15 protein-coding genes are annotated in these 14123 nt (G+C 64.3%); 7 read left to right on the plus strand and 8 right to left on the minus strand.

The genetic code is table 11. The features are described from left to right. Positions 1 to 47 precede the first annotated feature (47 nt). From ACVWYQ_RS05285 to ACVWYQ_RS05295, 3 genes are all read left to right on the plus strand, one after another. Positions 48 to 794: a TetR/AcrR family transcriptional regulator gene (locus ACVWYQ_RS05285; RefSeq protein ID WP_036012628.1), complete on the plus strand. Its 747-nt coding sequence runs from the start codon at positions 48 to 50 to the stop codon at positions 792 to 794. Positions 795 to 1048: 254 nt separating this feature from the next. Next, positions 1049 to 1651: a PepSY domain-containing protein gene (locus tag ACVWYQ_RS05290; RefSeq protein WP_192893429.1), complete on the plus strand. Its 603-nt coding sequence runs from the start codon at positions 1049 to 1051 to the stop codon at positions 1649 to 1651. A gap of 258 nt (positions 1652 to 1909) precedes the next feature. Beyond that, positions 1910 to 2935 (plus strand): aspartate-semialdehyde dehydrogenase, encoded by a 1026-nt coding sequence (locus ACVWYQ_RS05295; protein ID WP_404540986.1) that lies wholly within the window; start codon positions 1910 to 1912, stop codon positions 2933 to 2935. 97 nt (positions 2936 to 3032) lie between these two features. Here ACVWYQ_RS05295 and queA read toward each other — a convergent pair whose 3' ends face one another. The 5 genes from queA to coaD all read right to left on the minus strand — a co-directional run bounded on the left by queA (position 3033) and on the right by coaD (position 6244). Continuing rightward, positions 3033 to 4106 (minus strand): tRNA preQ1(34) S-adenosylmethionine ribosyltransferase-isomerase QueA, encoded by a 1074-nt coding sequence (queA, locus tag ACVWYQ_RS05300; RefSeq protein ID WP_404540984.1) that lies wholly within the window; start codon positions 4104 to 4106, stop codon positions 3033 to 3035. Positions 4107 to 4250: 144 nt separating this feature from the next. After that, positions 4251 to 4715, minus strand: coding sequence for a peptidylprolyl isomerase (locus ACVWYQ_RS05305; protein WP_018642141.1), 465 nt, complete (start codon positions 4713 to 4715; stop codon positions 4251 to 4253). Beyond that, a complete protein-coding gene (locus tag ACVWYQ_RS05310) occupies positions 4712 to 5137 on the minus strand; it encodes a hypothetical protein (protein ID WP_271537919.1) in 426 nt (141 codons plus the stop codon). Before ACVWYQ_RS05310 ends, ACVWYQ_RS05305 begins: the two co-directional genes overlap by 4 nt. Before the next feature lie 9 nt (positions 5138 to 5146). Continuing rightward, on the minus strand, positions 5147 to 5710 hold the full coding sequence (locus ACVWYQ_RS05315; RefSeq protein ID WP_271537917.1) for a peptidylprolyl isomerase: 564 nt from the start codon (positions 5708 to 5710) through the stop codon (positions 5147 to 5149). Positions 5711 to 5749: 39 nt separating this feature from the next. Next, positions 5750 to 6244: a pantetheine-phosphate adenylyltransferase gene (coaD, locus tag ACVWYQ_RS05320; protein WP_036028155.1), complete on the minus strand. Its 495-nt coding sequence runs from the start codon at positions 6242 to 6244 to the stop codon at positions 5750 to 5752. Positions 6245 to 6513: 269 nt separating this feature from the next. Here coaD and ACVWYQ_RS05325 point away from each other — a divergent pair, with 269 nt between their 5' ends. Further along, entirely contained in the window at positions 6514 to 6771 is a 258-nt protein-coding gene (locus tag ACVWYQ_RS05325) for a hypothetical protein (RefSeq protein WP_036012649.1), read from the plus strand. 81 nt (positions 6772 to 6852) lie between these two features. On the opposite strand, the gene gyrA is transcribed toward ACVWYQ_RS05325, so the two are convergent. The 3 genes from gyrA to ACVWYQ_RS05340 form a co-directional block, all read right to left on the minus strand. Further along, a complete protein-coding gene (gyrA, locus tag ACVWYQ_RS05330; RefSeq protein ID WP_404540981.1) occupies positions 6853 to 9585 on the minus strand; it encodes a DNA gyrase subunit A in 2733 nt (910 codons plus the stop codon). Between the two features lie 192 nt (positions 9586 to 9777). After that, positions 9778 to 10176, minus strand: coding sequence for a DUF2306 domain-containing protein (locus tag ACVWYQ_RS05335; protein ID WP_404540979.1), 399 nt, complete (start codon positions 10174 to 10176; stop codon positions 9778 to 9780). 148 nt (positions 10177 to 10324) lie between these two features. Further along, on the minus strand, positions 10325 to 10819 hold the full coding sequence (locus ACVWYQ_RS05340) for a single-stranded DNA-binding protein (RefSeq protein WP_025036423.1): 495 nt from the start codon (positions 10817 to 10819) through the stop codon (positions 10325 to 10327). A gap of 437 nt (positions 10820 to 11256) precedes the next feature. Here ACVWYQ_RS05340 and ACVWYQ_RS05345 point away from each other — a divergent pair, with 437 nt between their 5' ends. The 3 genes from ACVWYQ_RS05345 to ACVWYQ_RS05355 all read left to right on the plus strand — a co-directional run bounded on the left by ACVWYQ_RS05345 (position 11257) and on the right by ACVWYQ_RS05355 (position 13969). Further along, complete coding sequence (locus tag ACVWYQ_RS05345) at positions 11257 to 12054, plus strand: outer membrane protein (RefSeq protein ID WP_271537907.1); 798 nt, start codon at positions 11257 to 11259, stop codon at positions 12052 to 12054. Positions 12055 to 12291: 237 nt separating this feature from the next. Further along, positions 12292 to 12990 (plus strand): outer membrane protein, encoded by a 699-nt coding sequence (locus ACVWYQ_RS05350; protein ID WP_157286061.1) that lies wholly within the window; start codon positions 12292 to 12294, stop codon positions 12988 to 12990. Between the two features lie 223 nt (positions 12991 to 13213). Further along, positions 13214 to 13969, plus strand: a complete 756-nt coding sequence (locus tag ACVWYQ_RS05355; RefSeq protein ID WP_275499975.1) for an outer membrane protein — start codon at positions 13214 to 13216, stop codon at positions 13967 to 13969. Positions 13970 to 14123: the final 154 nt, after the last annotated feature.

The raw sequence follows: 14123 nt of genomic DNA on the forward strand, positions 1-14123 counted from the left end.
ATATAGAGCGAATGACCGATATCACGACCGCGCAGGAATCATTGGGCATGGGATTGACTGCGACCAGGACAAGACCGGCAGCGCCACGGCGCGAGGTACCGAAATCGCGCGGTGGCCGGCCGACGAAGACTGCTGCGATCGAGCGCGATCTGCGGCTGATCGAGGTCGCCACCCGCCTGTTCCTGGACCGCGGCTTCGATGCGACCTCGCTCGATGCGGTCGCGGAAGCTGCGCGGGTCAGCAAGCCCACCGTCTATTCCCGCTATGGCGACAAGCGCGGCCTGTTCGCGGCCGTGCTGAGGCGCGAGATCGAACGCTGGCTTGCGCCGCTGTCGGCGGCGGCGGAGACGCAGCTCTCCAGCGCCTCGAACATCCCGGTCGAGCAGCGGCTGGTCGAGATCGGACGCGAGATGCTGACCTTCACCTGCGGCCCGGATGCCGTCGCCTTCAGCCGCATGATGACGGCACAGGCGATCAACTTCCCCGACGTCGCCAAGCTCGGCAAGGAGGAAGGCTGGCTGAAGGCCGTCGCCACCACGGCGCGCTTCTTCGACCATCTGGTGGCGCAAGGCGCGCTCGATGTCGACGACACCACCATCGCAGCCGAGGTGTTCCTCGACGTCGTCGTCGGCCACACCCATCGTATGGCGACGTTCGGAACGGCGCTGGAGCTGAAGGCTGCCGAGAAGCGCATGCGCGCGGCGATCAAGCTGTTCCTGGCCGGCGCGCTGGGACCTGCCGACCGCGTCCAGGACACCTCGAAACTCGCGCCACGGCGCCGCTCCTCCCGCTGACAATTCCGTGAGCTTGCGTGCTTTCCCCAAGGGGCGACGGTGCGGCGTCATTGACCGAAATAAAACGATACGGTATGGTTTAGTTATAAGGCGATGCGGACCGCTTTTTTCACCAGCCCCAAAGGAGGCCCGTATCACCCAGATCGCCGCGCCGGGTACAGCCTGCCGCGGCGCTCCGCGGCCGGCCGATGCCCAAGGCCGGCCGCGAATTCTTTACGATCATCCGGCACACTCGCTGGCCGAGGGTTTCGAGCATGACGACTGCCAAACGATGGACCTCGCACCTGCTTGCGATCGCATTGCCCGCGCTGCTCATCGCCGCGCCGGCACAGGCTGTCGTGACCGCGAGCACGCCGACCGCGCTTCACAGCGACACAGATGGTGATGCCGAAGCGGACCGCCAGGCAGTCAGCCGCGAAATAGAGCGATTCCGCAGCTCCTCGATCACAATCAGCCAGGCCATGGCGATTGCCGAAGCCCGCCATGCCGGCGCCACCACTGCCGATGTGAGCTTCGACGGCGGCTCGGGCGTGCCGGTCTACCGGGTGAAGACCCTGCACAACGACCGGATCTGGCGCCACACCATCAATGCTTCGACCGGCGAACTGGTCGGCGGGGAAGCCGCCCTGCCCCTCACCGAGCTCGACCGCGAGGACCGTAGCAACCTCGCAGCGCTGGGTGCGATCAGGCACCGCCTCTCCGATGCCGTGCGCGTCGCCGAGCGTGCCGCCGCGGGCAAGGCCATCAGCGGCGGGCTGGTCCGTGAACGCGGCCGGCTGAACTTCTCGATCGTCGTCGTCAGCGGCGACGACCTCAAGGAGGTCACCCTGGAGCCGCCGGGCGCCAAGGGGAAATAGCGGGTGCCAAATAGCGGCAGGCTGCCCCCGGCATCGTCCGGACCGAAAAGCCATTGACGGCCGCAAAACTCTCCCGCATAAGTCGCCGCCATGTTCACGACCACCAAACGCACGATCAAAACCACCACGGCCGAAGGGGCCCGGGGAGGCGTGCGCGCGTAGGTCGTCGACTTAAACGCATCAGCTCTACGGCAAGCCCCGCCCTCGATGGTCCGGGGCTTTTTTGTTGTCTAAATTCTCAATGCAACGGAGGACAAAGTGAGCAACGATCCCGTCGTCGCGATTGTCGGCGTCACCGGCGCGGTGGGCGCCGAATTCATCGCCACCATGGACAAGCGCGGCTTTCGCGTCGGCAAGCTCAAGGCACTGGCGAGCGCCCGCTCGGCCGGCAAGACGGTGTCGTTCCGCGGGCAGAGCGTGGTCATCGAGGAATTGACCGAGCGCTCCTTCGACGGCGTCGATATCGCGCTGTTCTCCGCCGGCGGCAGCATCTCAAGGAAGTATGCGCCGATCGCGGTGAAGGCCGGCGCCATCGTGGTCGACAATTCCTCGGCCTTCCGCATGGATCCGAACGTGCCGCTGGTGATCCCCGAGATCAACGCGAGCCGCATCCGCGACCACAAGGGCATCATTGCCAACCCGAACTGCGCCGCGATCACCGCCCTGGTGCCGCTGTGGCCGATCCACCAGCACAACCGCATCAAGCGCGTGATCATCTCGACCTATCAGGCGGCCAGCGGCGCCGGCGCCGCCGCGATGGAGGAGCTCGTCGAATCCACCCGCGCCAACCTCAACGGGCAGGTCTATACGCCCAAGGTGATGCCGCACCCCTACGCCTTCAATCTGTTCAACCACAACACCGCCATCGACCCCGAGACCGGCTACAACGACGAAGAGACCAAGGTCATCAAGGAGACCCGCAAGATCTTCGAGGACGACAGCATCGCCGTCGGCGTCACCTGCGTGCGTGTGCCGGTGCTGCGCGCCCATTGCGAAGCCATCACCTTCGAATGCGAGAAGCCGATCAGCGAGGACCAGGTCCGTGCCATCATGGCGCAGGCGCCCGGCGTGAAGGTGGTCGACGACCGCGCCAAGAACTACTTCCCGATGCCGATCGACGCCTCGGGCCAGGACGACGTCCTGGTCGGCCGCATCCGCAAGGATCTCAGCGACCCCACCGGGCACTCGATCTCGATGTTCGTGGCGGCCGATCAGCTGCTCAAGGGCGCGGCGCTGAATGCGGTGCAGATCGCGGAACTCCTGCCGCAGCGGGTGATGGCGTAACGAAGGTTGCGTAGGGTGGATTGGCCGAAGGCGTAATCCACCTCTTCGCTTCCGCGGAGACGAGCAGTGGTGGGTTACGCCTTGCGGCTAACCCACCCTACCGCTCGGCCCGAAACAGCAAACACGCATCGCCATACGAATAGAAGCGATAGCCCTGCGCGATCGCGTGCGCATAGGCCTGCTTCATCGTCGCGAGCCCCGAGAAGGCCGACACCAGCATGAACAGCGTCGACTTCGGCAGGTGGAAATTGGTTATCAGCGCGTCGACCGCGCGGAAGCGGTAGCCGGGCGTGATGAAGATCGACGTCTCGGCTGCGAATGGCTGGATCGTGCCGTCCTCGCTCGCGGCGCTTTCGAGCAGCCGCAACGACGTCGTGCCGACCGCAACGATGCGGCCGCCGTTCTTCCGCGCAACGTTGAGCCGCTCCGCCGTTTCGGCCGAGATCGTGCCCCACTCGGCGTGCATCTTGTGGCCGTCGGTGTCGTCGACCTTGACCGGCAGGAACGTCCCTGCCCCGACATGCAGCGTCACGCGGTTGAGGGCAACGCCGCGGTCGCGCAACGACTGTTCCAGCGCCGGCGTGAAATGCAGTCCCGCGGTTGGCGCTGCAACTGCGCCTTCACTCGCCGCGAACATGGTCTGGTAATCAGCGAGGTCCTGATCGTCTGGCGTGCGCTTGGAGGCGATGTAGGGCGGCAGCGGCGGGCTGCCGAGATCGGCGATGGCCTGGTCCAGCGCCGGGCCGTGGAACGAGAACGCCAGCGTCACCTCGCCCTCGGTGCCCTTGGCCTCGACCTCGGCGTCGAGATGACCGAGCAGGCAGACCTTGCCTTCGTTGCCAAAGCGGATGCGGTCGCCGGGGGCGAGCTTCTTGGCCGGCTTCACCAGCGCCTGCCAGCGCGAGCCGTCGAGACGCTTGATCAGTGTCGCCTCGATCTTCGGCTCGGTGTCGCGGCCGATGCGGCGACCCTTCAATTGCGCCGCAATCACCTTGGTGTCGTTGACGACGAGCTGGTCGCCGGGCTTCAGCCATTGCGGCAGGTCGGAAATGATCTGGTCGCGCAGCGCGCCATTCTCGACGACCAGCATCCTCGCGGAATCGCGCGGGCTCGCCGGGCGCAAAGCGATGCGCTCGGGCGGCAGATCGAAATCGAAGAGATCGGTGCGCATGAGCAGGCTTGGCGCGACACAGCCAGACCCTCATGGTGAGGAGGCGCTTAGCGCCGTCTCGAACCATGAAGGCCGGGTTGCAGCAGTGGGGCCTTCATCCTTCGAGACGCGCGTTCCGCGCTCCTCAGGATGAGGATCGAGTGACTATTCCTTGTCCGCGGCCATCCGCGCCTTGACGATCTTGTCGGGGTTCTGCACCGGCTCGCCGCGCTTGATCTTGTCGACGTTCTCCATGCCCTCGGTGACCTTGCCCCACACCGTGTACTGGTTGTCGAGGAAGCGGGCGTCGTCGAAACAGATGAAGAACTGGCTGTCGCCGGAATCGGGATTGGCGGCGCGGGCCATCGAGGCGGTGCCGCGCACATGCGGCTCCTTGTTGAACTCGGCCTTCAGCTTCTTGCCGGAGCCGCCGGTGCCGGTGCCGTGCGGGCAGCCGGTCTGCGCCATGAAGCCCTCGATCACGCGGTGAAACACGATGCCGTCGTAGAAGCCCTCACGGACCAGCTCCTTGATGCGCGCGACATGGCCGGGCGCGAGGTCGGGGCGCATTTCGATGGTGACGGGGCCCTGCGTGGTCTCGAGGATCAGGGTGTTTTCGGTGACGCTCATGCTCGTCTCTCTTGCGTTGGGGGTGAAGTCTTCTCGGGTGACGTCTTGCGGCTGCGGAACTGGATCGCGAATGGACGTCCCGCGGCGGCGCCGGCCATTGCATCGGTAAATGGCACCGGCGTGCAGCGTTGCAACGCCTCCATCACCGCGATCCGGTATTGCAGCCGGTCATTGTCGGAGGCCTCCGCGGATTCATAGGTAATCCTCGGATGGCCCAGAATGTTTCCGGCCCGGTTAAAGCTCACGAGGACGGTGATGTCGAGTGGGCGGGCCCTCGCCGGCGACGGCGGTCTCCAGCAGGTGCGCAGGTGCCGGAAGATGTCCTGGATCGTGTCGACCTGGGCGGCCTCCACGGCCGCACGGGAGGTGGCGAGCAGCAGCACCACGGCAACCAGCAGGAGCCTGCCACCGCGGCGCGCCATGGCCCCCGCCTATTTGATGTCTGAGGCGACCTGCACCTTCACCATCTTGTCGGGATCGGTGACAGAGCCGCCGGGCGAGCCGGCGGGCGCCTTCTTGAGCTTGTCGACGACGTCCATGCCCTGCACCACCTCGCCGATCACGGTGTACTGGCCGTCGAGGCTGCCGCCGTCGGCGAACATGATGAAGAACTGCGAGTTGGCGCTGTCGACGCTGTCGCCGCGTCGGGCCATGCCGACGATGCCGCGGGCAAAATGCACCTTGGAGAATTCCTGCTTCAGGTTCGGGTATTTCGAGCCGCCGGTGCCGTTGAATTTCTCGCCATCGCCGGTCTGCGCCATGAAGCCGTCCATGACGCGGTGGAACGGCACGTTGTTGTAGAAGCCCTCGCGCGCGAGCTGCTTGATGCGCTCGGCATGCTGGGGCGCGATGTCGGTCCTGAGCTTGATGACGATGCGGCCCTTGGTGCTGTCGATGACGATGGCGTTGGCCTTGTCGAGATTTGCCGGCAATTGCTGCGCCACCGCCGGTACCGCGAACAGAAGCGCGGCAAGAACTGCGAGAATTCGGATCATGACAACTCCGGATCAGAGAGAAGAGGAAGCGCGCCGTTTTCAGGCGAATTTGGCCTTGAGCTGTGCCGCGACCTGCGGCGGGACGAAGGCCGAGACGTCCCCGCCCATGCCGGCGATCTGGCGCACCAAAGTGGCGGTGATCGGGCGGACCATGGGAGAGGCCGGCAGGAAGACCGTATGCACCTCGGGAGCCATGGCCTCGTTCATGCCGGCGAGCTGCATCTCGTAGTCGAGGTCAGTGCCGTCGCGCAGGCCCCGAATCATGATGGTCGCGCCGTGCTTGCGCGCTGCGGTGACCGACAGATCGTCGAACGTCGTCGCCTCCAGCACGCAGCCGGCCTGCGCCGCGATCGGACCGCAGACGTCCTCGAGCATCTTGAGGCGCTCCTCGGTCGAGAACAGCGGTTTCTTGCCGGGATGCACCCCGATCGCGACCACGAGCCTGTCGCACAAGGAAACGCTGTGCCGGACCACGTCCAGATGGCCGTTGGTGATGGGGTCGAAGGAACCTGGGTAGAAGGCGATGCGCGGCATGGCCCCGTCCTACCGCGCCCGGCCCGGGCCGGCAAGCCGGGCAGGTTCCTTGCCCGTTTCCGGTCCAGCCCCTCCGAAAATGTCCCGTCGGGCGTCAGCGGCAGCCGGTTTGTTTCGCCCTCGGGGCGACCACGAAACAAAACGGAGCGGGAACGAAACCATTTCCCACATCGGCGAAGACGTCCGGAAACTGGCCATGGTTACTAATCCGGGCCAACGAACGACGGGCCGCGTACTGGGAGTAGGCGGCCGCATCACAGGGGACTGTCATGATCAAGACCATTTCAGCGATCGCTCTGTCTGCGTGTGTTGCCGCGGCCCTCACCCTCCTGCCCGGCTTTGCCCCGAAGGTTGAAGCCAGCGTGCCGCAGCCGCTGGCCAAGAGCGACCGGCTCGACATCCGCAGCATCGGCCGTGACTGCTCGCAGCAGGCCTGGCCGAACTTCGAAGCCTCCTGCCTGCGTAGCGCCGGCACTAAGGCCAATGTCCGCGAGGCACGCCTCGTGACCGCCAACCGCACGCCGTAATCGGGCTTGACGATTTCGCGTCAGCTAGGCGGTTCACAGCCCGGATCGAGCGCAGCGCAATTCGGGCTGCCTGGCTGAACGTTACTCCCCGTTGGCTCCGTTGCCGTTCTCGGCCTCTTCCGTGATGTGCTCGACTGACACCACGTGCTCGTCCTCGGCGGTGTCGAACACGATCACGCCTTGCGTCGAGCGGCCGGCGATGCGGATGCCTTCGACCGGGCAGCGGATCAGCTGACCCTTGTCGGTGACCAGCATGATTTGATCCGCCTCCTCCACGGGGAACGAGGCGACGAGATTGCCGTTGCGGTTGTTGACGCTCATGGCGACGATGCCTTTGCCGCCGCGGCCGGTGGTGCGGTACTCGTAGGACGAGGTCCGCTTGCCGTAGCCGTTGACGGAGACGGTCAGCACGACCTGCTCCTGCGCCGACATTTCGACATAGCGCTCCTGCGGGAGCTGGAAGCTGCCCGAGGTCTCCTCGGCCTCGGCATCGGCCGGTGCCTCTTCCGCGGCGGCTTCGCCCGCGACCGCGCGGCGCATCTTCAAATAGGCCGAGCGCTCGTCCGAGGTGGTGTCGACGTGGCGCAGGATCGCCAGCGAAATCACCTTGTCGCCTTCGCCGAGCGCGATGCCGCGCACGCCCATCGAGGTGCGCCCGGTGAACACGCGCACGTCGGTGACGGGGAAGCGGATGCACTGGCCGCCGGCAGCGGTCAGCAGCACGTCGTCGCGCTCGGTGCAGATCTGCACGTCGACGATCGCCTCGTTGTCGTCGAGCTTCATCGCGATGATGCCGGAGCGGCGGACGTCGACGAAGTCGGACAGCTTGTTGCGCCGGACGTTGCCGCCCGTGGTCGCGAACATCACGTCGAGCTGGCCCCAGGTCGATTCATCCTCCGGCAGCGGCATGATGGTGGTGATGCGCTCGCCCTGCTCCAGCGGCAGGATGTTGATCATGGCCTTGCCGCGCGCGTTCGGCGCGGCCATCGGCAGCCGCCAGACCTTTTCCTTGTAGACCTGGCCGCGCGAGGAGAAGAACAGCACCGGAGTATGGGTCGAGGCGACAAAGAGCCGGCTGACAAAATCCTCATCGCGGGTCTGCATGCCGGAGCGGCCCTTGCCGCCGCGGCGCTGCGCCCGGTAGGCCGACAGCGGCACGCGCTTGACGTAGCCGGCGTGCGAGACCGTGACGACCATGTCCTCGCGCTGGATCAGGTCCTCGTCCTCGACCTCGCCCTCCTGCTCCATGATCACGGTGCGGCGGGGCGTTGCGAACTCGGCCTTCACCTCGGCAAGCTCGGTCTTGATGATGTCCAGGATGCGCGCGCGTGAGCGCAGGATCGCGAGATAGTCGCCGATCTCCCCGGCGAGCTTCGACAGCTCGCCGCCAATCTCGTCGCGGCCGAGCGCGGTGAGACGTGCGAGACGCAATTCGAGGATCGCCCTCGCCTGCTCCAGCGACAGGCGGATCGTGCCGTCCTCGTTGATCCGGTGACGCGGGTCATCGATCAGCGTGATGATGTCCTCGACGTCGCGCGCGGGCCAATCGCGCGTCATCAGGGTATCACGGGCCGCCGCTGGTGTCGGCGAGGTGCGGATCACCTTGATGATCTCGTCGATGTTGGCGACCGCGATGGCGAGGCCGACCTGCTCATGGGCGCGCTCACGCGCCTTGCGCAGCTTGTACTTGGTGCGCCGGGTGACGACCTGCTCGCGGAAGCCGACGAAGATCGTCAACATATCCTTCAAGTTCATCGTCTGCGGACGCCCGGAATCGAGCGCAACTGCGTTGACGCCGAAGCTCGTCTGCAGCGGGGTGAACTTGTAGAGCTGGTTCAGTACCACGTCGGGCACGGCGTCGCGCTTGAGCTCGACGACGACGCGATAGCCATCGCGGTCGGACTCGTCGCGCAGGTCGGAGATGCCCTCGATCTTCTTTTCCTTGTAGAGTTCGGCGATGCGCTCGACCATCGTCGCCTTGTTCACCTGATACGGAATCTCGGTGATGACGATCGCCTCTCGATCCTTGCGAATGGTCTCGAACGTGACCTTGCCGCGCATGACGATGGAGCCGCGGCCGAGATGGTAGGCGCTGCGGATGCCCTGGCGTCCGAGGATGATGCCGCCAGTCGGGAAATCCGGGCCGGGAATGATGTTGATGAGCTCGTCGATGGTCAGCGAGGGATTGTCGATCAGCGCAATACAGGCGTCGATCACCTCGCCGAGATTGTGCGGCGGGATGTTGGTCGCCATGCCGACGGCAATGCCGCCGGCGCCGTTGACCAGCAGGTTCGGGAACCGCGCTGGCAGGACCACCGGCTCCTTCTCGGAACCGTCGTAATTGTCCTGGAAGTCGACGGTGTCGCTGTCGATGTCCTCGAGCAGCTTCAGCGCGATCTTGGTCAGGCGGGACTCGGTGTAGCGCATGGCCGCCGCCGGATCGCCATCGACCGAGCCGAAATTGCCCTGCCCGTCCACCAGCAACTCGCGCATCGAGAAGTCCTGCGCCATGCGCACCAGCGCGTCATAGATCGCCTGGTCGCCATGAGGGTGGTATTTACCCATGACGTCACCGACGATACCGGCGGACTTCTTGTGCTTCTTGTCGGGCGTGAAGCCCTGCTCGTTCATCGAGAACAGGATGCGCCGATGCACCGGCTTCAGGCCATCGCGCGCATCGGGCAGCGCGCGCGATACGATCACGCTCATGGCGTAATCGAGGTAGGACTTCTTCATCTCGTCGAGGATGGAGACGGGGCGAATGTCCGAGGGTTGCGCCGGCTGGTCGCCGGGCTTGTTATCGTCGTCAGCCAAGGGGAAATCCGGTGAGGTTTTATCTGGGAATCATATAGCGCATCGAGGGTTGGATAACCACCCTGACAGGGCCGCCGGAGGCGCTTTTTCCCTTCGTTTTTTCATGCACTTACCGGGGTGACGAGAGGTCATTTCCGGACAGCCCTCGGACGTCGGCAACCCCTGCGCCGGAGAGTGGATTTCGGCCACGGCTCAAGGCCCGAAAACCACTGTATGCATGAGCCGGCCGGGCATGAGGGTGAACAGCCCGGCAATGACGAGTGCGCCGAAGAAGATCGAGGCCATCGTGATCTTGTGGCGGCGAACATTGTGAGCTCTTGCAGCCGTCACGCCCAATACGAGCATCGCCAACGCGAAGATCGAGAGCAGATGGATCGGGCTCCATTGACCGACCAGACGGATTTCGTGAATCCAGAACGAGGTGAGCGCCACGACGAGCATCAGCACCACCCAGACCCAGCCCAGAGCCCGGTGCGGAAGGGTGCCCTTGGGGGCGATGAGCTGAACAATTCCGAGGACGAATGCAGCCATCGCGGCAAAGGCATGCAGCGGGATCGCCGGAGCAGCAGCAAGAAGCGGTCCAAGACTCATGCAGCAGTCCCCGATCGGCAGCGGCTCGCCGTCTGACGCACAACATGAGGCAAGCTTAGAAAATCAAGCTTTGCCCGTTGATTGACGAGAAATCCAAGCGCGGCACGCGAGCACACCGATGCAAAGGACGAGCGCCCGCTATTTGACCTCAGAACGGGATATCGTCGTCCATGTCGCTGTTGCGGCCGCCGCCGGCGGCAACGGGACGGCGCGGCGCGCTGCTGACGGGTCCGGAGGAGCCGAAGTCGCCGCCCGGCTCGTCGCCGAAGCTGCCACCTCCGCCGCCGCCACCGCGGCCGTCCAGCATCGTCAGCGTCGAGTTGAAGCCCTGCAGCACGACCTCGGTCGAATATTTCTCGACGCCGCTCTGGTCGGTGTACTTGCGGGTCTGGAGCGCGCCTTCGATGTAAACCTTTGCGCCCTTCTTCAGATACTGTTCGACGATCTTGCAAAGCGGCTCAGAGAAGATCACGACGCGATGCCACTCGGTCTTCTCCTTGCGCTCGCCCGTGTTCTTGTCGCGCCAGGTCTCCGAGGTCGCGATGCTCAAATTCGCGATCGGCCGCCCGTCCTGGGTGCGGCGGATTTCGGGATCCTTGCCGAGATTTCCAACCAGAATGACCTTGTTGACGCTTCCCGCCATCGCCGCTCTCCACTCCGAATGCCACTGAATTTCAAAAGGGCGAATCCGCTGCCCGCGTTCCTCTGCGCCCGCTAGGGCGACCCTATACGCTTGCGGGCACCGATCAGCCTGCCACCCCCGGGGTTATCCCCATATATAGCATCCCCTTCCGTTTTGTTCCAGATTTGTTCTTCATCGCAATAGGACAGCCATTCTGGCCCATTGCCAAAATAATGAGCAGCGCTCCGATGGAACCTTCTTGGGTTCCCCTGAACGAGAAAAACCGCTTAACATTCATTAAGTTGTTCCATTCACTTGAGTGGCGAGTGTGGCATTCCGGAGACGGACTCTGCCCCATTCTTAGGCTACATTCGCGTTGGAATTGATTCATATGGGCGTCGCGCCTGATCAGCCGCTTCGGGGAGTTTCAAGAAGCGGACGAAACTGGGGAGACTGTAATGAACAAGGTTCTGTTTGGTGCAATCGGTGCAATGGCGTTGGGGCTGTCGGGGCCGGCAAGTGCAGCGGATCTTGCTGCGCGTCCCTACACAAAGGCTCCGGCCCCTGTCGCTACCGTTTACGACTGGAGCGGCTTCTACATCGGTATCAACGGCGGCGGCGGCACGAGCCGTAAGTGCTGGGATTTCGTCGACACCACGGGCCTCGTCACCGGCGCCGCCGGCACCCTCGTCGGTGAAGGATGTCACAACGCGACCGGAGGCACGGTCGGTGGCCAGGTCGGCTACCGCTGGCAGTCCGCTAATTGGGTGTTCGGCGTCGAAGGCCAGGGCAACTGGGCCGACTTCTCCGGCGACAATGTCAGCCTCGTCTTCCCGGGCTCCGCGCTCGTCACCGGCAGCCGCAACCGGTCTCAGATCGATGCCTTCGGCCTGATCACCGGCCAGGTCGGCTATGCCTGGAACAATATCCTGGTCTACGTCAAGGGCGGCGCCGCCGTCGTCAGCGACGAGTTCGACGTCTACGCGGCGCCAGGCACGCCCGGTGCGGGCACCCTGCTCGCCTCGGCCGATCACACCCGCTGGGGCGGCACCGTCGGCGCGGGCGTCGAGTTCGGATTCGCACCGAACTGGACGCTCGGATTCGAGTACAACCACCTCTTCCTGGGCCACCAGACCCGGGACTTCACGACGCCAGGCGGTGCCTTCTTCGGATCCGATCGCATATATCAGGACGTCGACATGGGTTTGGTCCGGCTGAATTATCGCTTCGGCGGCCCGCTGGTCGCGAGGTACTGATTCCCTCTGATTTCGTGAGCGATGGAAGGGCCGGCCCCAGCGCCGGCCCTTCTTTTTTGCGCACGACGGCTGGACGTCAATAAGTCAGCAACCATCACCTTTTCGGCTGTTGTGGCTTTTCGGAGACACAACTTGCGGCTTTGGTGGTGTAAAGACGGCGCCAGTTGGGCCGTTGAGTCCGCTGCCCTTCCGTGAGGGAAGGCAACAACAGAAACTGGGACTGGGATTAAGTTGAAAATGAAAAAGGTTTTGTTGGCTTCGGCCTGTTTGTTCGCTCTCGCGGCCCCCGCTTCGGCTGCTGATCTGGCAGCCCGCCCCTACACCAAGGCGCCCGCGCCTGTGGCCTCGGTCTACAACTGGACCGGCTTCTATCTCGGTATCGTCGGCGGCGGCGCCTGGGAAAACAGCTCCGATGATCCGCGCATGCAGGGCGGTTTCGTCGGCGGCACCGTTGGCTACAACTGGCAGACCTCCAACGTCGTGTTCGGCATCGAAGCTGATGGCGCGTGGGCTGACGTAAACGCCTCAGCGACCGGTCTTGTTGATTTTGGTGGCGCCCTCGTTCCCACGACGGTCAGTTCGCGTATCGACGCGCTCGGCACCGTGCGTGGTCGCATCGGCTGGCTCGCTTCCCCGAGCGTCCTGCTGTACGCCACGGGTGGTTACGCCTGGATCAACAACAAGATCAGCGTCAGCGCGCCCCCTGTTCTGAGCCTCTCGGAGAGCCAGTTCCATTCGGGCTGGACGGTCGGCGCGGGCGTCGAGGCGATGTTTGCTCCGAACTGGTCGGTCAAGGGCGAGTACCTCTATCGCAGCCTGGGCGGCGAGACCTACTTCTCGGGCGTCTTCCCGGTCAACACCGGCACTCTCGACCTCCACACCGTGCAGGTCGGCGTGAACTACCACTTCGGCGGCCCGGTCGTCGCCAAGTACTGAGCTTCGTCTCTGACGCATCATCGTCACGAAAGGCCGGCCTCGCGCCGGCCTTTTTGTTTGTTGCGGCCGCCCGTTCGCTCGCGTTTTCGAAGGGGTGTGGCCGCTGGGTGACACAACCTTTGGCTTAAATGGTGTAAAAGCAATGACGTTGCTTGAGTCATAAGGTCCGCTGCTCTTCCGCTCTCCGGAAGACCGGAATGAGAAATGGAAGTGGGGAATGGATATGAAGAAGCTTTTGCTGGCTTCGGCCAGCTTGTTCGCACTCAGCGCGTTGTCACCGGCCTCGGCGGCCGATTTGGCGGCCCGCCCCTACACCAAGGCTCCGGTGGCGCCGATCGCGGTGTACAACTGGAGCGGCTTCTACCTCGGCGCCAACGCCGGCGGTGGCTGGAGCCGCAACTGTTGGGATCTCACCAGTGTCGGCCCCGTCGTGGTCGCTCCGGCGGTGGCCGAAGGTTGTCACAATGCGACCGGCGCACTCGTCGGCGGCCAGATCGGTTATCGCTGGCAGTCCGCCAACTGGGTGTTCGGTCTCGAAGCCCAGGGCGACTGGGCTGACCTGAAGGGTTCGAACATCAGCTCGCCTGCCGCGCTCGCGCCGCTGGTGAACGAGACCAGGATCGACGCCATCGGCCTCTTCACTGGCCAGGTCGGTTATGCCTGGAACAACGTGCTTTGGTACGTGAAGGGCGGCGCTGCCGTCACTCACAACAAGTACACTGGCAGTTTTGGCGGCGTTACGCTCGACACCGCGAACGAAACGCGCTGGGGCGGTACGGTCGGCACCGGCATAGAATTCGGCTTCGCCCCGAACTGGTCGGTCGCTGTCGAATACAACCACCTGTTCATGGGCAGGCACAACGAGACCTTCACCTTCCTCGGCGTGACCACTCGCACCGACAGCATCAAGCAGGACGTGGACATGGCTACCGTTCGCCTCAACTACACCTTCGGTGGCCCGGTCGTCGCGAAGTACTGATCAAGACCGACGTCACATCGTCACGAAAGGCCGGCCTCGCGCCGGCCTTTCTTTTTTGGCCGGGTTGCTCCGGGAGCGGTTCCGCGCGTTCCTGCTGCCAGATCCCGCCAGCACGCCAACAATCCGTTGACGATTCGCAAGTCCCACTGGAAAT

The organism is Bradyrhizobium sp. USDA 3397, from assembly GCF_054060965.1.